Origin of the sequence: Acinetobacter sp. YH01024 (assembly GCF_013420195.1) — a bacterium.
GTDB lineage: Bacteria > Pseudomonadota > Gammaproteobacteria > Pseudomonadales > Moraxellaceae > Acinetobacter > Acinetobacter amyesii.
In genome coordinates, this window is the sequence record NZ_VOYQ01000007.1 from 1 (window position 1) to 19,761 (window position 19,761).

Below are 19,761 nucleotides of genomic sequence, written 5' to 3' on the forward strand. Positions count from 1 at the left end.
CATGCCCTAAAAAGAAAAGCCCCAGTGTTAAGAAGAATTGAATATAGAGATCAGCAAAGTGGCAAGCACTTTAGCTTTCTCAGCAATAACTTTCATTTAGCCGCCTCCACCATTGCGGCGATTTATAAAGATCGTTGGAAAGTTGAGCTGTTCTTTAAGGCGATTAAGCAGAATCTCAAATTAAAAGCGTTTCTAGGTCGCAGCAGGAACGCAATTCAGACACAAATCTGGATTGCGATGATCGCCTATTTATTGGTGAGTTTCGCTCAACATTTAGGAAAAACAGGTTGGACAGTTCAACGTTTACTCAGAATAATTCAAGTGAATTTGTTTGAAAGAAGAACTTTAAAAGCTTTATTTTCACCCGATAAAATACCCATAAAACAAGAGGAAGCTCAAATGAGCTTCCTCTTGTGAAAAATTGTGGGACAGCAGTGGCTTACAGCTCCCTTTTTTGATTTCGCATAAGGTGTATTATGTTAATTTTAGGAACGCTACAAGATAGATTAGACTCGATTTTTTCTCTTTTTGAGATATAAATAACAAATCAACAGAAAACTAAGCCAAAATAAGTAGTCCAAAATAAAGTAGTGAAGAAGGAACTCATCTAAATCCCAAAAAATAAATAACACGCTTATATTGTTACCAGGTGAAGTGAAATCTCCATCAATTAAGAATGGCTTTGTTGCACAAAGATTTCATAACTATATGATTTTAAAAGTTTTGATTATTTTTTGATCTAAAATTAAATTTATTTAAATCAGATGCTTACATATTTATGCAACAAAGCCATTAAAACTTAACAAAAACCTGAACTTGTAAAATAATCTAAATATCAATTACTTAATTCTCAGAAAAATATTATTATTATTGTGTTATTAATGTTTAATATTTGTGGTTTGTATGTTTTGGATTCTTATAGCAGTTCTAGTTTTGATTAGTACACTATTAATTATTTCTATATTAAAGGAATATCTTAAAAATCCTTTCAGATAAATGACTCAATTTTAATCTATTTAACATAATGGCGATTATACGAAGTACACTTGTAAGCCCAAAGTAGAAATGTCCGGTTTCTCCAAAGTAAAAATGTCCGCTTTTAGAATATGCACTTTTGCAATTTTCTTAGCGGACGGTTTGATATGTTGGTGTCTATGTCGGATAAAGAACTTAAACGATTGTCGGTCTTGCAGGAAATCTGTGATCAACGCATAACCCAGTCCCAAGCTGCTCAGCTACTTCATATTTCAGAGCGTCAGATCAGACGTTTATTGCAAAAATACAAAGCTCAAGGCCCAGCTGCATTAGCCCATGCCGGTCGTGGTCAAATCAGCAATTCCAGGCTTCCTGAAGAGCTCAGACTCAAGTGCCTCAATATTGTTTCTGATCAACTGCATGGTTTCGGACCCACTTTAGCGCATGAAAAGCTCACCACCGTTCATGGCTTTGATATTTCAGTGGAAACACTGCGTTCCTGGATGATTGCAGCCGATTTATGGATTCCTCGCGCCAAGCGTCTGAAACGCCCGTATCAGCCTCGTTATAACCGGGACTGTTATGGTGAACTGATCCAAATCGATGGCTCACACCATGACTGGTTTGAAGGTCGAGCCCCTAAATGCTGTCTGCTGGTATTTATCGATGATGCCACAGGCAAATTACAGCATTTACGCTTCTGTGAGTCAGAATCAACTTTTGACTATATGATTTCAACACGTTTATATGTCGAACAGCACGGTAAGCCTTTAGCGTTTTACAGCGACAAACATTCAGTCTTTAGAGTGAATCAAAGCAGCAAGAAAGACACCAAGATTACCCAGTTTGGACGTGTACTCAGCACCCTGAATATCGATATCATCTTCGCCAATTCACCGCAGGCCAAAGGCCGTGTAGAACGGGCCAACAGAACCCTTCAGGACCGTCTGATCAAGGAGATGCGCCTGAAAGGCATCTGTTCGATTGAGCAAGCGAATGCCTGGCTACCCTGCTTCATTGAGCAGTTCAATCAGAAGTTCGCCAAGATGGCTTTTAATCCTAAGAATCTACATCGGCCTATCACTGAAACAGCCGAAGAGTTAGATGATATTTTTACTTGGCGTGAACCCCGCAGAGTCACGAATAGCCTGACGATTACTTATGATAAATGCGTATATCTCTTGGAAAACACCGAAGAAAATCAGAGGTTGATCGGTAAGTATCTTGAGTTCCTGGAATACCCGGATGGTACTGTAGCCATCATGCATAATAGCCGAAAGATCAATTACAGCCTCTTCGATAAATTAAGTCAGCTGAATCAGCGAGAGATTGTTGAGAATAAACGGTTAGGTTCAGTCCTGGCGCATATTCAACAGCAGCATGAAGAACTAGAAAAACAGAATAAACGTTCCCGGGCCAAGAAAAGTATGCCAAGTCGTAAAGCTCAGAAAGCTGTTGTTGAACAAAGAAACTTAAATCCTGTGCTTGACTCTTGTGGTTAAAAACAGGACATTTTAAATGGTTTATCGCATAGACATTTTAATTGGTGAATAACATCTCTTCATCACACTTCTTACATTCCAACATTACCCCTAACTTTTCGTTCCGTCCTTGCTCAGTGATAACCCAAGGACGGTTTTGCCAAGGCGGATCATGCCGGACATGCTGTGTATGGCCACAAGCTAAAATAGCATACCAATGATTTTCATCATCCAAGGCAAAATCAACAATGGCTTGCTGCATATCGGACACCTATCTAAACTGAACTTATGTTGAAAAGGGGAGAGAGCTCATGCTGAGCAATCACAACGGCTTGAATATCAAATTGCTAAATAGACTGTGAAATTTGGTTTATTTCTGCCGCACGCTTACGCCGCGACAATTCTATTTTTCCCGCCATGTTTGGCTTTATACAGCGCTAGATCAGCACGCTTAATTGTATCTTCGTAGGTACAATCTTCAGGCATGATGGTTGTTACTCCTATGCTCACGGTGACATGGGCGTTATCTATTGAAAACCGACTTAATTCTTTTCTGGAATGTTCATGAATCCGTTTGGCAAATTGAATGGCTTGTTCACAGCCCGTGTTGGGTAATGCGACCACAAACTCATCTCCACCTAAGCGGCAGGCGCAATCAGTCTTGCGCAGCGTTAAACGAAGAATATCTGCGACTGCTCGGATTGCCTCATCACCGACATGATGACCTTTGCTGTCGTTGATTTTTTTGAGGTTATCAAGATCGAACATCAAAATCGAGGTCTGTATGGAATGTCGTAGGTATGACTCATAATGTAATGCTAAGTCATGCTCTAATTTTCTTCGATTGAAAAGACCGGTTAACTGATCCGTATGGCTGAGTTCCTTCAGCTTAATTTCCAAGTTGTGACGCGCTGAAATATTACTTGCGACCCAAAGCACAACGTCTTCTTCATCTACTGAAAAACTGAGGGCTTGGATGCGCACCTCAAACCAAATGGGCTCTTCAGGACCATAATCGGGCAGACCTTTTACATCCCTATTGCTCAATTCGTACTCTTCGATGAGTAGATTTCCTGACGCTAGAGCTTGGTCGATCAGTTGCATAAACAAGTTGGCTTTATCTGGCTTGATCACATCTGAAATATAGGTACCAACAAGACCGGAACCATCGTGGTAATAGCGATTATCGCGCCCACCAAAAACCGCAACGTATTTTCTACTACGCGATATGACAAAAGCAGGGTCTGGCAAAGCATCAAGAATGATAGCCATCTGCTCAATGTTGATCATTAATTAATTCTATTTCTTTATTTACAATAATTAACACAATAGCTAAAAAAATAAAAAGCACGTGTTTTTTCACCAAAAATAATGATGGGCGAGATGTAGATGTGATGAATATCTGTCTCAATTGCTTGGCGTCGATTTACACAGGCCTAACGCCATAATGCTTTCATGGCTTATTTCCATTATTAAGATAAAGCCGATGATAGAAATGTTTTGAATTATCGCCTGCATCACACGAATCCATACATACACATGCAAAATCAGAATAAACAAAAGAAAAATCTCGGCTATACTCATTCATAAATTAATAATGAACAGAGCACTGAATAATGCGTGTACTTGTTGTGATGGATCCCATCGAAAATGTAAACCTAAAAAAAGATACCTCAATGGCCATGCTGTGGGCAGCAGCACGTCGTGGACATGAGCTAGGCTATGCATTACAGCAAGATTTATATATCGATCAAGGCAAAGCCTTTGGTTTGATTTCTCCGCTAAAAGTTTTTGAAGATTACAACCACTATTACGAACTCGGCGAAAAACAAAAAGAATCAATTGCAGCTTATGACGTGGTTTTGATGCGTAAAGATCCGCCGTTTGATATGAACTTTGTCTACACCACCTATATTTTGGAACAGGCTGAACGCGAAGGCGCATGGATTATTAACAAGCCACAAAGCCTACGTGACTGCAATGAAAAATTGTTTGCGACGCAATTCCCTGAACTTCAAGTACCGACCTTAGTGACCTCGCAGCAAAGCCTGATTCGTGAATTTTTGCAAGAACACGGCGATGTGATTGTGAAGCCATTAGACGGCATGGGCGGTATGGGCATTTTCCGTTTATACCAAGATGGCGTTAATATTGGTTCAACCATTGAAATCCTGACCAATAACGGCACACAGCCGATTATGGCGCAGCGTTACATCCCAGAAATTGTGGATGGCGACAAGCGCATCTTGATGATCAATGGCGAACCCGTACCGTATTGTTTGGCGCGTATTCCGCAAAATGGCGAAGTGCGTGGCAACTTGGCGGCAGGTGGTTTGGGCGAGGCGCGTCCATTGACCGAAAATGATAAAGCCATTGCAGCCAAAGTTGGGCCATTCCTTCGTGAAAAAGGGTTAGTGTTTGTTGGTCTGGATGTGATTGGTAATTACGTGACTGAAATTAATGTCACCAGTCCAACCTGCGTACGTGAAATTGATGCGCAATTTGGCACCTCGATTGCCGATGATTTATTTGATGTCCTTGAGGCAGGTTTAAAAGCTTAATTTTGCACTAGATTTAAAAGAGTCCTTCACGGGCTCTTTTTTTGTCCTGCGCTAAGGGGAGGGGAGCTAAAAAAGCAAAAAAACTGTAAGTGAATGCAATTAAAGTGAAAAATTGTCTGATTTTTTTTCAATTCTCATAGATTAATAATAAAACTAGTTTAAACTTTTAAAATAGTAGAAAAAAACAATCATACGCCTGTTGAAAAAAAGTAAATTACCTTTCACGGTCATGCGTTTGTGATTACAATTGTTTGCTTAAAATCGAATATCATTAGCCTCTTTTTAGAATTGAAGAATTAGACAGTGACCGAAGTAACGCAAGTAAAGCCGAAACATGTCATGATGATGGCTGCCGGAACCGGTGGTCACGTCTTTCCAGCGCTCGCTGTTGCCAAAGAGTTGCAACAACAAGGCTGTGAAGTTTCTTGGCTCGCAACGCCAACAGGCATGGAAAATCGCCTGCTTAAAAATCATAATATTCCAATTTATCAAATTGATATCCAAGGCGTACGCGGCAATGGAGTCGTGCGTAAGCTGATGGCACCGTTTAAAATTCTCAAAGCTACTTTGAGTGCCATGCGTTATATGAAACAACTCAAAGTCGATGCAGTTGCAGGCTTTGGGGGGTATGTGGCTGGGCCTGGTGGTCTTGCTGCACGCGCACTCGGTATTCCTGTGATTATTCATGAACAAAATGCTGTGGCTGGTTTTACCAATACGCAATTATCGCGTGTGGCGAAAACGGTGTGTCAGGCATTTCCAAATACTTTTCCAGCTCAAGATAAAATCGTGACCACAGGCAATCCTGTACGGAAGGAAATTACAGAAATTTTAAATCCGTCATGGCGTTACCAAGAGCGTGAAAAAGCTGGGTTGCCATTACGTATTTTAATTGTGGGTGGTTCACTCGGTGCGCGTGCTTTAAATGAATGTGTGCCAGCTGCCTTACAGCAATTAGAACAGCCCCTGAGTGTATATCACCAGTGTGGTCAAAATAATGCTGAAAGCACATTGGCTCGTTATGCAAATGCACCTGAACATATGCAAGTTGAAGTTCAGCCGTTTATTGAAGATATGGCAGCAGCCTATTCTGCAGCGGATTTGATTATCTGCCGTGCTGGTGCGCTAACCGTCACTGAAATTGCGACAGCGGGTGTAGCAGCCGTGTTTGTTCCTCTGCCAAGTGCAGTGGATGACCATCAAACTGCAAATGCCGGATTCTTGGCCAATATCAATGCTGCAAAAATTTGCCCACAAGCGGACATGACCGCAGAAAGTTTAACAGCGTTGTTGAAGCCGCTGATGAATCGCCAACGACTTATGGAAATGGCGGTTAAGGCTCGACAACAGGCACAACCCGATGCGACACAGCACGTGGTTGGTTTAATTCAAGATTTGTAAAATTCGAGTAATCTATGTCTCCATCAACGCCTGCCGATCAAGCGAAAAAGCTCATTAAAGTGCCAGAAATGCGCCGTATTAAACACATCCATTTTATTGGGATTGGTGGTGCGGGCATGTGCGGTATTGCCGAAGTATTGAAAAACCAAGGCTATAAAGTTTCAGGTTCAGATATTAAAGCGTCGAAAACCACGGCTCAGCTTGAAGAAAACGGCATTCAAGTTTTCATCGGTCATGCTGCTGAAAATATTCAAGGCGCCAATGTAATCGTGGTATCAACAGCTATTGATTCTGAAAACCCAGAAGTGAAAGCGGCGATTGAAACCCGTACACCTGTCGTGCGTCGTGCAGAAATGTTGGGTGAATTAATGCGTTACCGTCATGGTATTGCCGTTGCGGGGACGCATGGTAAAACCACGACAACCAGTCTGGTGACCTGCATGTTGGCAGAAGAAAATCTGGACCCAACTTATGTCATTGGTGGTTTGTTAAATCGTACTGGTGTGAATGCTGCATTGGGTGCAAGTCGTTATATCGTGGCAGAAGCGGACGAGTCAGATGCGTCATTCCTGCATTTACAGCCGATGGCAACGATTGTCACTAATATCGACGCGGACCATATGGATACCTATGGCGGTAGCTTCGATGTATTGAAAGATACCTTCGTACAATTCTTACAGCGCCTTCCATTTTACGGTTTAGCTGTGATGTGTGGTGATGATGCCAACATCCGTGAAATTATGCCGCGTATTGGTCGTCCTGTCGTGACGTATGGTTTCAATGAAGACAACGACATTCGTGCCGTTGATGTGGCTCAAGAAGGCATGCAATCACACTTTACAGTTTTGCGTAAAGACCGTGAGCCGTTACGTTTAACCATTAACTTGCCGGGTCTTCATAACATCTTAAATGCCTTGGCAGCGATTGGTATTGCAACGGATGAAGGCGTTTCTGATGCTGCGATTGCACGTGCCTTAGAAAGCTTCAGTGGCGTAGGTCGTCGTTTCCAAGTCCAAGGCGAATTTGAAGTTGAAGATGGCTTGGTGAAATTGGTCGATGACTATGGTCACCATCCAAAAGAAGTGGAAGCGACCATTAAAGCAGCACGTGCAAGTCATCCAGATCGTCGTTTGGTGATGATGTTCCAGCCACATCGTTTTAGCCGTACGCGTGACTGTTTTGATGACTTCGTCGATGTCTTGTCTCAAGTCGATCAACTGTTGTTATTAGAAGTTTATCCTGCAGGTGAAAAACCAATTGTCGGTGCGGATAGTCGTGCGTTGGCTCGAAGCATTCGTCTCCGTGGTGAGGTTGAGCCGATTCTCATCGATCCAGTAGAAGGCAACTTACAAGCAGTAATGAAAAAAGTGTTACAAGCAAATGACTTGTTATTAACACAGGGCGCAGGTAATGTTGGAGCAATCTCAATCGAACTTGCTCAAAACAATCTCTATGTAAAATGATCACCGCTGGGTGATCCAAAGTTTGTTTAGACCGTAGATAAAAGTTTAAGGATATAAACGTGTCAAATGCTTCAAAATTCGGCAAAGTTGCCGTGTTATTAGGTGGGAAATCTGCCGAACGTGAGGTTTCTCTCGATAGTGGTAAAGCTGTACTTGAAGCATTGGTGCGTTCGGGTGTAAATGCCGAAGCATTTGATCCGCAGCAACGCAGTGTGACTGAGTTGGTGGCTTATGACCGTGCATTTATCGTACTTCATGGCCGTGGTGGTGAAGATGGTCAAATTCAGGGTACTTTGGAATGGTTAAACATTCCGTACACTGGAACGGGCGTTCAAGGCTCAGCGATTGGTATGGATAAAGTCAAAACTAAACAAGTTTGGCAAGGTTCAGAACTACCGACAGCACCTTATCGTATTGTCAGCAAAGATTCAGATTTACAAGAAATTGTAGATTCAATTGGTTTGCCATTTATCATTAAGCCGGTGCATGAAGGCTCAAGCATTGGTATGAGCAAAGTTGAAAAAATTGAAGACTTTGCAACCGCAATTGCAAAAGCGACCCAGCATGATGCAGTTGTGATGGCTGAAAAATGGATTACCGGACGTGAATTTACCATTGTGATTTTAAATGGTCAGGCATTACCTGTGATTCGTTTAGAACCGCCTGCAGATGTGGCTTTTTACGATTACGAAGCGAAATATAACCGTAACGATGTGCAATATGGTATTCCATGTGGCTTGACTGAAGATGAAGAAAAGCGTCTACAAGCTTTATCTTTACGCGCTTTCCAAGCGGTAGGTGCGAGTGGTTGGGGTCGTATTGACGCGATGCAGGATGCCGAAGGAAACTTCTGGTTACTTGAGGTAAATACTGTTCCGGGTATGACCAGTCATTCTCTAGTACCAAAAGCTGCTAATGCTGTAGGTTATAGTTTTGAAGATCTTTGTGTTGCAATTTTGGAACAAACCCTGACAGGTGCGGCACACTAATTATGGCTCAACTTCCTGCGTCTATGCGCCGTAAACGTGCAGCAACGACATCGATACATGACAAACCACCGACACGTAAGGAAAAGCTTACCAATGTGGGTGGATGGCTGTTGTTGTTTATTGCATGTATGGTCTTGATTGCCGGAATTTGGGGGCTATATAAAGTCATGACGGATGCACGTGTGGCTGAACTTGATGTGGTGGGTGTGCGGAGCGCCCAAGAAAAACAACAAGTGATGTCATACGTTTCACCGATGATGACTCAAAATTATTTTACCTCTGATTTACGTGTCATTCGTGACCGTACTTTAGAAATCTCTTGGGTCGATCGCGTGGTGGTATCGCGTGCTTGGCCAAATGCAATTCGTGTACGGGTGATGCCGCGTCAAGCGATTGCACGATGGGGAACTGGGCGACTGTTAAGCGACAGTGGTGATGTATTTGCCGAATTAACTCCGACCAATCATCAGAATTTGCCGTTATTGCATGGGCCGACGAGTCAGTCCAAAATGATGATGCGTCGCTATAATGAAATTAATCAATTATTTATACCTGTTGGCATTCGTTTAAAAGAATTATATTTAACAGAACGAATGACTTGGTTTATGCAGTTTGATTCAGGCTTACGTGTGATTGTCGATCAGGATCAGACCATGAGTAAGTTGCAGCGTTTAAGTTATCTCGCACACAGTGACTTAAAACCTGTTTGGCCACGAATTTCTGCCATCGATTTGCGCTACCGAAATGGTTTAGCGATTCAATGGAAAAACTCTGTGCCAGCAAAGTCGGTAAATGGTCAGTTTGTTGTAACCAGTGATGACATAGGCATTGCGAATGCAGCGCCGGTAAAGCCATAATGATCGGCTTTATAAGTAGAGGCTTTAAGCCATAAATTAAACAAACATGTGAATGGTAGTAGTAAATAATGAATGAAGCTGTTCCCTCGGTTGTTGCGATTGACATTGGGACACACAAAGTTTCAGTTTTGATTGGTAAGGTACACGCGCCAGACAATATCCAAGTGGTAGGGATGGCGACCGCTCGTAACCGCGGCATGAATAAAGGGAAAATTGTCAGTCTCGATAAAGTTGTTACCGCAATTAAAAATGCAGTGCAGGAAGCGGAAGATATGGCGGAATGTCGTGTACATTCTGCGTGGATTTCCATTCCAAGTGCTGAACTAAAAAGTTTTTATGCCTCTGGTCGCACTCCAATTGAAAATAATGACCATGCGATTACCACCAATGAAGTGGTGCGTGCATTAGAACTGGCCAAAGCCAGTCATTTAACGTCTGACCACTATTTGGTGAGTGCTGTACCTTTAGGTTTTGAACTAGATGATGAACCTGAGTGGGTATTAAACCCGATTCGCATGTCAGCACGGAGTATGACAGGGCATTATCATTTGATGATGTTGCCCATCAGCACCATGCAGAATTTGGATCGTGCATTAAAAGGCGCCAATATTGGTGTTGAACGCATGGTCATTTCATCATTAGCAACAGCTGAAGCCAGTTTGCTTAAAGATGAAAAAGAATATGGTGTGTGCTTGGTTGATATTGGTGCAGGTACGACCAATATCGCGGTGTATTTAGATGGTCGCTTGGCGATGACACACACCTTGCAACGTGGCGGCGAGCATGTAACACGTGATATTGCTGCTGTATTGCAAACCACAACAGAAGAAGCTGAACGCATTAAGCTGTTGTATGGTTGTGTTGACCTGAAAGTGGTTAAACCTGAAAGTATGATTCAGTTCCAAGGGATTGATGGTCCACAAACCATTAGCCGAATTGAACTGACCGAAATTATTATTGCGCGCTATGAAGAAATCTTTAATCAAGTGCGTAATGAATTGGTCGATCATGGTGCGATTCATGGTTTATACCATGGTGTTGTACTCACAGGTGATGCCTGCCAAATTGAAGGGATGGTGACATTTGCACGTCGGATTTTAGGTGTCTCTGCACACTTAGGTAATCCACCTATGCAAGTATATGCCGATGATCAACAGCAAGCCGCTTTACGTCGTTCACAATACGCGACTGCCGCAGGTCTGTTAATTTTCAGTCAAAGCGAAACACAAGATACGATCGTTGAGCCAGAAGATACGGAAAAACTTTCAGTATTGAATCGGGTAAAACGGGCATGGTCGGGCTTCAATGACACCTTGAAGTCGATCTTTTAAGTTGAAATATTTGGGAATATTGTTGGGAAGTTGTACGGATTATTGCTTGTACTTGACAAGCTGGAACTTGGACAGCATTCTAAAAAACAATTTTTATTAAGATCAAGGCAGTATACGGGCTGAAGTGTCTGCCAATTATGGATTAGGAATTTTTTAGGCATGGCCTCATTTGAATTTTTAGAAGATGATCAAAGCGACAGCAACGGTCAAGCCCGTTTCACAGTATTCGGTGTAGGTGGTGCTGGCGGTAACGCTGTGCAACACATGTTGGAATCAGATATCGAGGGTGTGAAATTTGTTTGTGCCAATACAGACAAACAAGCACTCGATCGCATGAATGCACAATTTAAAATCCAACTGGGTGAGCAAAGTACCCGTGGTTTGGGTGCAGGTGCAAATCCACAAGTGGGTCAAACTGCTGCTGAAGAAAGCCGTGAGTTGATTCGCCAACACCTTGAAGGTACGGACATGGTGTTCGTGACTGCAGGTATGGGTGGTGGTACAGGTACCGGTGCTGCGCCAGTTGTTGCTGAAATTGCCAAAGAAATGGGTATCTTAACTGTAGGTGTGGTGACGACTCCGTTTAACTTTGAAGGTAAACGTCGTCAGCAATCTGCTGAGAAAGGTATTGAAGCACTTGAGCAACATGTTGATTCTCTGATTATTATTCCGAACCAACGTCTACTTAAAGTATTCCGCGATATTTCAATGAAAGATGCTTATAAAAAGGCAGACGATGTATTGTTAAATGCGGTACGTAGTATCTTTGATCTTGTCGTGCGTCCGGGTCATATCAACCTTGACTTCGCCGATTTGAAAACTGCCATGAGTACACGTGGTTACGCAATGATGGGTGCAGGTTCTGGTCGTGGTGAAAACCGTGCGCGTCAAGCCGCTGAGCAAGCGATCCGTAGCCCGTTGTTAGATAACGTGACCATCATGAATGCAAAAGGCATTTTGATTAACGTTACAGGTGGCGATGACGTAACTTTCGGTGAAATTGAAGAAATCACTGATGTGGTGAACCAAATTGTGGATCTTGATGAAGGTCAAGTGTTCTACGGTACGGTATTTGATCCAGATGCACGTGATGAAATTAGTGTAACGGTGATCGCAACGGGTTTAACTCGTAATTCTGCCGATTCTGCTGAGCCAGTGAAACGCCCTGTCGCACAAGCAACGCGTACAGTCGCTTCTGCACAAGCACCTGTAGATGAAGATGATGTACCAGCGATTCAACGTCAGCACAATGAAGCAGCTGCTCCGGCGGCTGCGGCGGCGTCAGCATCGAATTCACGCCCTACGCCAATGAGTATTCAAGACTACTTGAAAAATCAGCAACGTAAATAAAACAAATTCAATGACTTAAGTGTCTATTGATTACAAAAGGTAGCTGATCAGCTACCTTTTTGTTTTTTATCAATGGCTAAATATGCTAACGTATAGCGGTTTTGTGAACTGATGATAGAAGACACATGTTGAAACAACGTACCCTGAAACGCATCGTGAAAGCGAGTGGCATCGGACTGCATAGTGGGCAAAAAGTGATGATTAACTTTGTGCCACATCATGCCGATGGGGGCATTGTGTTTCGTCGTATCGACTTAAATCCACCGATTGATATTCCAGCTGATGCTATGCTGATTCAAGAAGCATTCATGTGTTCTAACTTGGTGCAAGAAAACGCCAAGGTGGGCACAATTGAGCACATTATGAGTGCGATTGCTGGTTTAGGGATTGATAACCTGATTGTGGAAGTGTCGGCATCTGAAGTGCCAATTATGGATGGGAGTGCCGGCCCGTTCATTTATTTGCTTATGCAAGGTGAACTACAAGAACAAAATGCACCTAAAAAATTCATAAAAATACGCAAACCTGTCGAAGCACTGATCGATGATAAACGTGCTGCCTTCCAACCCCATGACGGTTTCCAATTAAATTTTACGATTGATTTTGACCATCCTGCATTTAAGAAAGAATTTCAGTCGGCAACAATCGACTTTTCAACCGAAACATTTGTCTATGAAGTTAGTGAAGCGCGGACTTTTGGCTTTATGAAAGATTTGGACTACCTAAAAGCTAATAATTTGGCTTTAGGGGCGAGTCTCGAAAATGCCATTGGTGTAGATGACAATGGTGTGGTCAATGAAGAGGGCTTACGCTTCTCGGATGAGTTTGTTCGTCACAAAATATTAGATGCTGTGGGTGATTTATACTTGCTCGGTCATCAAATTATTGCGAAATATGATGCCTATAAGTCAGGTCATGCATTAAATAATCAGTTATTACGCAATGTCAAAAGTGATCCAGATAGCTATGAAATTGTAACATTTGATGACATTAATGATTGCCCAATTAGTTATGTGAATGTGACATAAGTCATTGTCTTATAATGGTGATGTTATATTGTATCATTTGTAAGTGTTAAGTCCGTCACATTCTGAGCATTCAAATTTGTCTGTTATAACTGGGTGGTTACTTTTTATTGCTTGCCAAACGCAGCATTGCTTGGCTAAGCTTAGGGTCGCTCACAAAGTCAGCAGCATTACGGAGTAAATCCTGAGTTTCTGTACTGAGGGTTCTTGAAATTTTTTCAGGGGAATGGGGTGTTGGAGACGGAGTTCTCAGACGGACTTGAATCTTGTGCAAATCCTTGAATTCGTATATTTGTGATAACTGTGCAATATATTGCTTTTGTAAATAGGCCAACTGACTTATCAGTGCCTGATTTTCTCCAGTTAATATAAGTACACCATTTATATAACAAACGACTTGCCATTGATCCGGTTGGGGCAATAGCGGTTGGACAATTTTCGTAAGCTTCTGCCATGCAGCAACTTGCGTTGAGAGAAACGAAAAGTTTCCTGTTTTTATGTGTTTTCTTGTTGGTTGAAAGACGTTGACAGGTTCTGACATACATATTTCCTACATGTTTATGTCTTAATCTTATGCGCTCCTTTTGGCTGATATCAAGGACGAAATCACACAAGGAACAAAAGAGAACAGTTTATAGAGGTTTTTTATGCATTTACGACGTATTTTATTGGCGTTTTCATTGGCTGCTTCGGCCGCTTCAGTCGCTTTTGCAGATTTAGTTGAATTAAATCAAGCAGATTCATCATCAGATCGTATTGAACAGTTAACTCGCACTTTGTCTCAAGGTGCTTACTCTGAAAGCAATGATATTGATATTCCAGCAGAAACTAAGTTGAATGTTAAAATTCGTGAAAAATCAATTGAGCTCAACAATGCGACAATCGCAAAAAAATACGGTTCAAGCAATTCCTCTAAAAACTATTCAGCAAGTTCAAATAATCCATATTCATGGTTAATTGCCCACCCACTTCCAGACATGAAGCGTGTAAGTTCAAACTATGGTGGTCGTACCATGGGTGGCCGTGCAGAAAATCATTCAGGTTTAGATCTTTCTGCGGCTAGTGGCACACCTATTTATGCAACGGGTCCAGGCATTGTAACAAAGTCAGGTTGGGGCACAGGTTATGGTCAATATGTTGAAATCAACCATGGTAATGGTTACCTGACACGTTATGCACATGCATCACGCTTAATTGCACGTGTAGGCGACCGTGTTGCTGCGGGTGAGCATATTGCTAACGTTGGTTGTACTGGTCGTTGTACTGGCCCACATTTGCATTACGAAGTAGTGAAAGATGGTCAACGCAAAAACCCATCGACGTATTTAGCGATGTTGCCATAAGCGCATACAACATCTGTATACGAAGCCATTGTCTGAACCTCTACAGACAATGGCTTTTTTATTTATCGCTAATAACTATAAAATTATCATTCTAAAAAATATTGTCTGTATGAAATATGGCGAAAATTGACCCAAAAATGTAAATTTGTGTAATTGTTAATCAATAAGTATTTAGTAAATAAATAATAGAGCTATTTCGTATTCATCTGTGGCGATAACTGAGCCTAGCCAAAATATGGTACTAATAGAGCCATATATTTAGCACATAGGATAGGTGAAGTATGGCGTTTTATGGCGATACAGATGCGCAAGAAACCCAAGAATGGCAGGACGCATTTGATTCAGTTTTACAGCACATGGGAACTGACCGCGCTGCATTTTTGCTTGAAAAACTCTATCAACAAGCGATTGCTAAGCACGTTCCCATTCAGCGACTAAATACTCCTTACTTAAATACCATTTCAGTTGAAGAACAACCGCCTATGCCGGGTGATTCGGATATGGAGCGCCGTATTCGTGCGCTGATCCGCTGGAATGCCTTAGCGATGGTACTGCGTGCCAATAAAACAGGTGACGATTTAGGTGGTCACTTGGCAAGTTTTGCATCATCTGCCACTTTATATGACGTGGGTTTTAACCACTTCTTCCGTGCCAATAGCGACAGCTTTGGCGGTGACATGATCTATTATCAAGGTCACTGTGCGCCAGGTATCTATGCACGTTCGTTCTTAGAAGGTCGTTTGACTGAAGAACATTTAAATAATTTCCGTCGTGAAGTTGGCGGTAAAGGTTTACCTTCATACCCACATCCGTACTTGATGCCAGATTATTGGCAGTTCCCAACCGTATCGATGGGTCTAGGCCCGATCATGTCGATCTATCAAGCACACATTCAAAAGTACTTGATGAACCGTGGCCTGATCAAAGAAGAAAACCGTAAAGTTTGGGCTTACCTCGGTGATGGTGAGATGGATGAGCCTGAAAGTACAGGTGCCATTTCACTTGCAGGCCGTGAAAAGCTAGACAACCTGATTTGGGTCGTGAACTGTAACTTACAGCGTCTAGATGGCCCAGTTCGTGGTAACGGTAAAATTATTCAAGAACTTGAATCATTGTTCCGTGGTGCAGGCTGGCGTGTGATTAAAGTGGTATGGGGTCGTCATTGGGATCCGCTACTGGCAAAAGATGATACAGGTGCCTTAAAAGCTGTGATGGAAGAAGCAGTTGATGGTGACTTCCAGCGCTACCAAGTGAAAGGCGGTGCGTATACGCGTGCGCATTTCTTTGGTAAATATCCTGAAGCTGAAGAGTTGGTTCGCAACTTAAGCGATGAAGATATTGATAACCTGAACCGTGGTGGTCATGACCCATTCAAAGTGTATGCGGCTTATGCCGAAGCGATGAAGGAAACAGGTCAGCCAACAGTTATCTTGGCAAAAACAGTCAAAGGTTATGGTTTGTCGGAAGAGATTGAAGCAGTCAACAAGACGCATCAAATCAAGAAAATGCAGCTTGAGTCGTTGAAATACGTGCGTAACCGTTTCAACTTGCCATTTACCGATGAACAGCTTGAAGAAGTGCCATTCTATCGTCCGAGTGAAAACTCGCCTGAATTGAAATACATGAAGGCGCGTCGTGAGGCATTGGGTGGTTATTTACCTGCACGTCGTAAAGAAAGTGAACAGCTGGCGATTCCTGAATTGTCTGTGTTTGATGCGGTACTGAAAGGCAGTGGCGGTAAAGAGCAATCGACGACCATGTTGATGGTACGTTTGATTTCATCATTATTGAAAGAAAAAGCCATTAAAGATCGTGTCGTACCAATTGTGCCAGATGAAGCGCGTACTTTCGGTTTGGAAGGTATGTTCCGTCAGTTGGGGATCTATGCTGCGCATGGTCAAAAATATACCCCTGAAGACCAAGAACAGTTGATGCATTACCGTGAAGCTAAAGATGGTCACATGTTACAAGAAGGGATTAACGAAGCGGGTGCGATGAGTGCTTGGGCTGCGTTAGGAACCAGTTATTCAACCAATAACTTGCCAATGATTCCGATGTATATGTACTACTCGATGTTCGGTTTCCAGCGTATTGGCGATATTGCATGGGCTGCAGGTGATGCGCAGGCGCAAGGCTTCTTGCTCGGTGCAACTGCGGGTCGTACAACACTGAACGGTGAAGGTTTACAGCACCAAGATGGTCATTCACATATCTTGGCAAATACGATTCCAAACTGTATTTCTTATGACCCATGTTTTGGTTATGAGTTGGCAGTGATCGTACATGATGGTTTAAAACGCATGTACGTGAACCAAGAGCGCGTGTTCTATTACTTAACAGTAATGAATGAAAACTACGAACACCCTGCTATTCCTGAAGGTGCTGAAGAAGGCATTAAACGTGGTATGTATCTCTTCGAAGAAGATGAGAAAGCAACGGTTCAGTTGATGGGTTCAGGTGTGATTCTGCGTGAAGTGATTAAAGCGGCGAAAATCCTTCGTGATGAATATCAAATTCATTCAAACGTGTGGAGCGTCACTAGCTTTAACGAATTAGCTCGTGATGGTATGGCGTGTGAAGAATACAACCGCCTACATCCATTGGCTGAAGATACGAAAGAAGCTTGGATCTCTCAATTACTTCGTGAAAAAGACGGTATTGTGGTATCGGCAACCGATCACATGCGTGCTTATAGCGAACAAATCCGTGCTTATCTTCCAGACAATCGTCCGTTCGTTGCATTAGGTACAGATGGTTATGGTCGTTCAGATACACGTGGCAACTTACGTAGCTACTTTGGTGTCGATGCCGCACATATTGTGGTAGCAACATTGAAAAAACTCGCGGATGAAGGCGAAGTTGATGTGCGTTTAGTCAAAGATGCTATCTCAAGCTTTGAACTAGATACTGACCGTCCAGTGGCATGGGCTCCGCAGGAAACGCCGGAACTGCATGCTGTGGCTGACTACAAAGAGGAGAACTAATCATGCAAATTACGACTCCTGATATTGGTGTAGATAAAGCAACGGTCGCTGAGATTTTAGTGAAAGTCGGCGACAGCATTAGCGTCGATGACAGCATTGTGTTGTTAGAGTCTGATAAAGCCTCTGTTGAAGTACCAAGCACTTCGGCAGGCGTGGTGAAAAGCATTGCAGTTAATCTGGGTGACAGTGTTGCTGAAGGTGCTGTGCTGATCGAGTTGGAAGCAGAAGGTCAAAGTACTGCTACAGCTGAGCCAGTACAAAATGCAAGTGAAGACGAAGCAGCAGAACCAACTCCGGTTGTGGAAGCAGAACAAACTGCAGCAGCATCTGTTGCAGCCAATGCTCCTCAGTCGCAAAGCATCGATGTGCAAGTTCCTGATATTGGCGTAGAAAAAGCTACGGTAAGTGAGATTTTGGTCTCTGTTGGTGATGAGATTGATGTCGATCAAAGTATTATCGTGGTGGAATCAGACAAAGCGACAGTCGAAGTCCCAAGTACTGTATCAGGCCGTGTTGAATCGATCACAATCAGTGCTGGCGATGTAGTGAAAGAAGGTGTAGTGATTTTAACGGTGAAAACGGCGGCTTCATCTGCTGCGGTTGAATCGGCTGCTGTGCAAGAAACTGCACAGCCTGTTGCTGCACCTGTTGTTGCAGAAGCAACACCAGCGCCGTCTACGGCTGCGGCGTCTGGACCTGTTGATATTGCAGTGCCTGACTTAGGTGTTGATAAAGCAGCAGTGGCTGAAATTTTAGTCGCTGTGGGTGATGTGGTTGAAAAAGACCAAAGCATCATCGTGGTGGAATCAGACAAAGCAACGGTAGAAGTGCCAAGCTCTACCGCTGGTAAAATCACCGCGATTCATGTCCAGTTAGGGCAAAGTGTCTCTGAAGGCGTCGCTTTAGTGACGATTGAAGCTGAAGGTCAAGCTGTTGCAGCACCCGCGCCAGCAGCGAAACCTACTCCAACTGTAGCACAGCCTGCGACAGTTGCTCCAAAAGCTGAAAGCAAAGTTGAAGCAGCACCGCAACCACAAGGCGCAGATAAGCTCACCAAAGAGCAAAATGCGGCGAATGCTAAAGTGTATGCAGGACCTGCCGTTCGTAAGCTTGCACGTGAATTGGGTGTGGTTTTAGCAGAAGTCAAAGCATCGGGCCCGCATGAGCGTTTAATGAAAGAAGATTTATTCGCTTATGTGAAAACCCGTTTGACCACTCCGCAAGTTGCACCTGCAGCTCAAGCTGTGGCACAGGTTTCAGGCTTGCCGAAATTGCCAAGCTTTGATGCTTTTGGTGGTGTGGAAGAGAAAGTTTTGACACGTTTACAACAAGTGTCGATTCCGCAATTGTCTTTAAACAATTTTATCCCGCAAGTGACGCAATTCGATGCTGCGGATATTACCGATCTTGAAGCTTGGCGTAATGATTTAAAAGCTAACTTTAAGAAAGAAGGTATTGGCTTAACCATTATGGCTTTCATCATCAAAGCAGTGGCTTATTTGTTGAAAGAAGAGCGTGAATTTGCAGGTCATTTGTCTGATGATGGCAAGTCAGTATTGCTACGCAATGAAATCCATATGGGGATTGCCGTTGCCACGCCTGATGGTTTGACCGTGCCTGTACTGCGTAATCCAGATCAAAAATCGATTAAGCAGATTGCAATTGAGCTGGGTGAGCTGAGTCAAAAAGCACGTGACAAAAAACTATCGCCAAAAGATCTACAAGGTGCGAATTTTACCATTACCAGTTTGGGTTCAATTGGTGGCACGGCATTTACACCGTTGGTCAACTGGCCACAGGTGGCGATTTTGGGTATTTCACCTGCAACCATGCAGCCAGTATGGAATGGTGAAAGCTTTGATCCACGTTTGATGTTGCCGCTGTCATTGTCATACGATCACCGTGTGATTAATGGAGCGGACGCTGCACGTTTTGCCAATAAACTGACGAAGCTGCTCAAAGATATCCGAACTTTATTGATCTAATCTGACCTGTTTAAGT

The 19,761-nt window shown here is 43.0% G+C and carries 16 protein-coding genes; 13 read left to right on the plus strand and 3 right to left on the minus strand.

Translation table 11 applies throughout. The features are described 5' to 3' along the window. Positions 1-417, plus strand: a 417-nt coding sequence (locus FTT88_RS05055; RefSeq protein WP_138742541.1) for a transposase, incomplete at its 5' end; no start/stop codon positions are given. 737 nt (positions 418-1,154) lie between these two features. Further along, positions 1,155-2,477, plus strand: coding sequence for an ISNCY family transposase (locus tag FTT88_RS05060; protein WP_180173724.1), 1,323 nt, complete (start codon positions 1,155-1,157; stop codon positions 2,475-2,477). Between the two features lie 37 nt (positions 2,478-2,514). On the opposite strand, the gene FTT88_RS05065 is transcribed toward FTT88_RS05060, so the two are convergent. Together FTT88_RS05065 and FTT88_RS05070 are read right to left on the minus strand one after the other, a co-directional pair. Next, on the minus strand, positions 2,515-2,718 hold the full coding sequence (locus FTT88_RS05065; protein ID WP_180113664.1) for a DUF3565 domain-containing protein: 204 nt from the start codon (positions 2,716-2,718) through the stop codon (positions 2,515-2,517). 125 nt (positions 2,719-2,843) lie between these two features. Next, on the minus strand, positions 2,844-3,746 hold the full coding sequence (locus FTT88_RS05070; protein WP_180025891.1) for a sensor domain-containing diguanylate cyclase: 903 nt from the start codon (positions 3,744-3,746) through the stop codon (positions 2,844-2,846). A 326-nt stretch (positions 3,747-4,072) separates the two neighbouring features. On the opposite strand from FTT88_RS05070, the gene gshB reads away from it, so the two are divergent. The 8 genes from gshB to lpxC all read left to right on the plus strand — a co-directional run bounded on the left by gshB (position 4,073) and on the right by lpxC (position 13,436). Further along, on the plus strand, positions 4,073-5,017 hold the full coding sequence (gene gshB / locus FTT88_RS05075; RefSeq protein ID WP_078190578.1) for a glutathione synthase: 945 nt from the start codon (positions 4,073-4,075) through the stop codon (positions 5,015-5,017). A gap of 303 nt (positions 5,018-5,320) precedes the next feature. Next, the gene (gene murG, locus FTT88_RS05080) at positions 5,321-6,418 is read left to right on the plus strand and encodes an undecaprenyldiphospho-muramoylpentapeptide beta-N-acetylglucosaminyltransferase (protein WP_180063030.1); all 1,098 of its coding nucleotides are present in this window, start codon (positions 5,321-5,323) and stop codon (positions 6,416-6,418) included. A gap of 14 nt (positions 6,419-6,432) precedes the next feature. Continuing rightward, the gene (gene murC, locus FTT88_RS05085; protein WP_078190576.1) at positions 6,433-7,881 is read left to right on the plus strand and encodes a UDP-N-acetylmuramate--L-alanine ligase; all 1,449 of its coding nucleotides are present in this window, start codon (positions 6,433-6,435) and stop codon (positions 7,879-7,881) included. 59 nt (positions 7,882-7,940) lie between these two features. Further along, on the plus strand, positions 7,941-8,870 hold the full coding sequence (locus FTT88_RS05090; protein ID WP_180008768.1) for a D-alanine--D-alanine ligase: 930 nt from the start codon (positions 7,941-7,943) through the stop codon (positions 8,868-8,870). Between the two features lie 2 nt (positions 8,871-8,872). Beyond that, complete coding sequence (locus FTT88_RS05095) at positions 8,873-9,727, plus strand: cell division protein FtsQ/DivIB (protein ID WP_180173725.1); 855 nt, start codon at positions 8,873-8,875, stop codon at positions 9,725-9,727. 68 nt (positions 9,728-9,795) lie between these two features. Beyond that, entirely contained in the window at positions 9,796-11,058 is a 1,263-nt protein-coding gene (gene ftsA / locus FTT88_RS05100) for a cell division protein FtsA (RefSeq protein WP_078190573.1), read from the plus strand. A gap of 159 nt (positions 11,059-11,217) precedes the next feature. Then, entirely contained in the window at positions 11,218-12,408 is a 1,191-nt protein-coding gene (gene ftsZ / locus FTT88_RS05105; RefSeq protein ID WP_168379400.1) for a cell division protein FtsZ, read from the plus strand. A gap of 125 nt (positions 12,409-12,533) precedes the next feature. Next, positions 12,534-13,436 carry a UDP-3-O-acyl-N-acetylglucosamine deacetylase gene (lpxC, locus tag FTT88_RS05110; protein ID WP_180063028.1) on the plus strand — a complete coding sequence of 301 codons (903 nt, stop codon included), beginning with the start codon at positions 12,534-12,536 and terminating at the stop codon, positions 13,434-13,436. A 97-nt stretch (positions 13,437-13,533) separates the two neighbouring features. Here the strand turns inward: lpxC and FTT88_RS05115 are convergent, their stop codons facing one another. Beyond that, a complete protein-coding gene (locus FTT88_RS05115) occupies positions 13,534-13,974 on the minus strand; it encodes a DciA family protein (RefSeq protein WP_111884464.1) in 441 nt (146 codons plus the stop codon). A 106-nt stretch (positions 13,975-14,080) separates the two neighbouring features. On the opposite strand from FTT88_RS05115, the gene FTT88_RS05120 reads away from it, so the two are divergent. From FTT88_RS05120 to FTT88_RS05130, 3 genes are all read left to right on the plus strand, one after another. Next, positions 14,081-14,776, plus strand: coding sequence for a M23 family metallopeptidase (locus tag FTT88_RS05120; protein WP_078193213.1), 696 nt, complete (start codon positions 14,081-14,083; stop codon positions 14,774-14,776). 281 nt (positions 14,777-15,057) lie between these two features. After that, positions 15,058-17,760: a pyruvate dehydrogenase (acetyl-transferring), homodimeric type gene (gene aceE / locus FTT88_RS05125; RefSeq protein WP_180173726.1), complete on the plus strand. Its 2,703-nt coding sequence runs from the start codon at positions 15,058-15,060 to the stop codon at positions 17,758-17,760. Between the two features lie 2 nt (positions 17,761-17,762). Further along, positions 17,763-19,745, plus strand: coding sequence for a 2-oxo acid dehydrogenase subunit E2 (locus FTT88_RS05130; RefSeq protein ID WP_180173727.1), 1,983 nt, complete (start codon positions 17,763-17,765; stop codon positions 19,743-19,745). Positions 19,746-19,761: the final 16 nt, after the last annotated feature.

Bases quoted from the DNA above. Each gene is read 5' to 3' on its own strand.
- FTT88_RS05060 (WP_180173724.1), top strand. From the start codon at position 1,155: ATGTCGGATAAAGAACTTAAACGATTGTCGGTCTTGCAGGAAATCTGT.
- FTT88_RS05065 (WP_180113664.1), bottom strand. From the start codon at position 2,718: ATGCAGCAAGCCATTGTTGATTTTGCCTTGGATGATGAAAATCATTGG.
- FTT88_RS05070 (WP_180025891.1), bottom strand. From the start codon at position 3,746: ATGATCAACATTGAGCAGATGGCTATCATTCTTGATGCTTTGCCAGAC.
- gshB (WP_078190578.1), top strand. From the start codon at position 4,073: ATGCGTGTACTTGTTGTGATGGATCCCATCGAAAATGTAAACCTAAAA.
- murC (WP_078190576.1), top strand. From the start codon at position 6,433: ATGTCTCCATCAACGCCTGCCGATCAAGCGAAAAAGCTCATTAAAGTG.
- FTT88_RS05095 (WP_180173725.1), top strand. From the start codon at position 8,873: ATGGCTCAACTTCCTGCGTCTATGCGCCGTAAACGTGCAGCAACGACA.
- ftsA (WP_078190573.1), top strand. From the start codon at position 9,796: ATGAATGAAGCTGTTCCCTCGGTTGTTGCGATTGACATTGGGACACAC.
- ftsZ (WP_168379400.1), top strand. From the start codon at position 11,218: ATGGCCTCATTTGAATTTTTAGAAGATGATCAAAGCGACAGCAACGGT.
- lpxC (WP_180063028.1), top strand. From the start codon at position 12,534: ATGTTGAAACAACGTACCCTGAAACGCATCGTGAAAGCGAGTGGCATC.
- FTT88_RS05115 (WP_111884464.1), bottom strand. From the start codon at position 13,974: ATGTCAGAACCTGTCAACGTCTTTCAACCAACAAGAAAACACATAAAA.
- FTT88_RS05120 (WP_078193213.1), top strand. From the start codon at position 14,081: ATGCATTTACGACGTATTTTATTGGCGTTTTCATTGGCTGCTTCGGCC.
- aceE (WP_180173726.1), top strand. From the start codon at position 15,058: ATGGCGTTTTATGGCGATACAGATGCGCAAGAAACCCAAGAATGGCAG.
- FTT88_RS05130 (WP_180173727.1), top strand. From the start codon at position 17,763: ATGCAAATTACGACTCCTGATATTGGTGTAGATAAAGCAACGGTCGCT.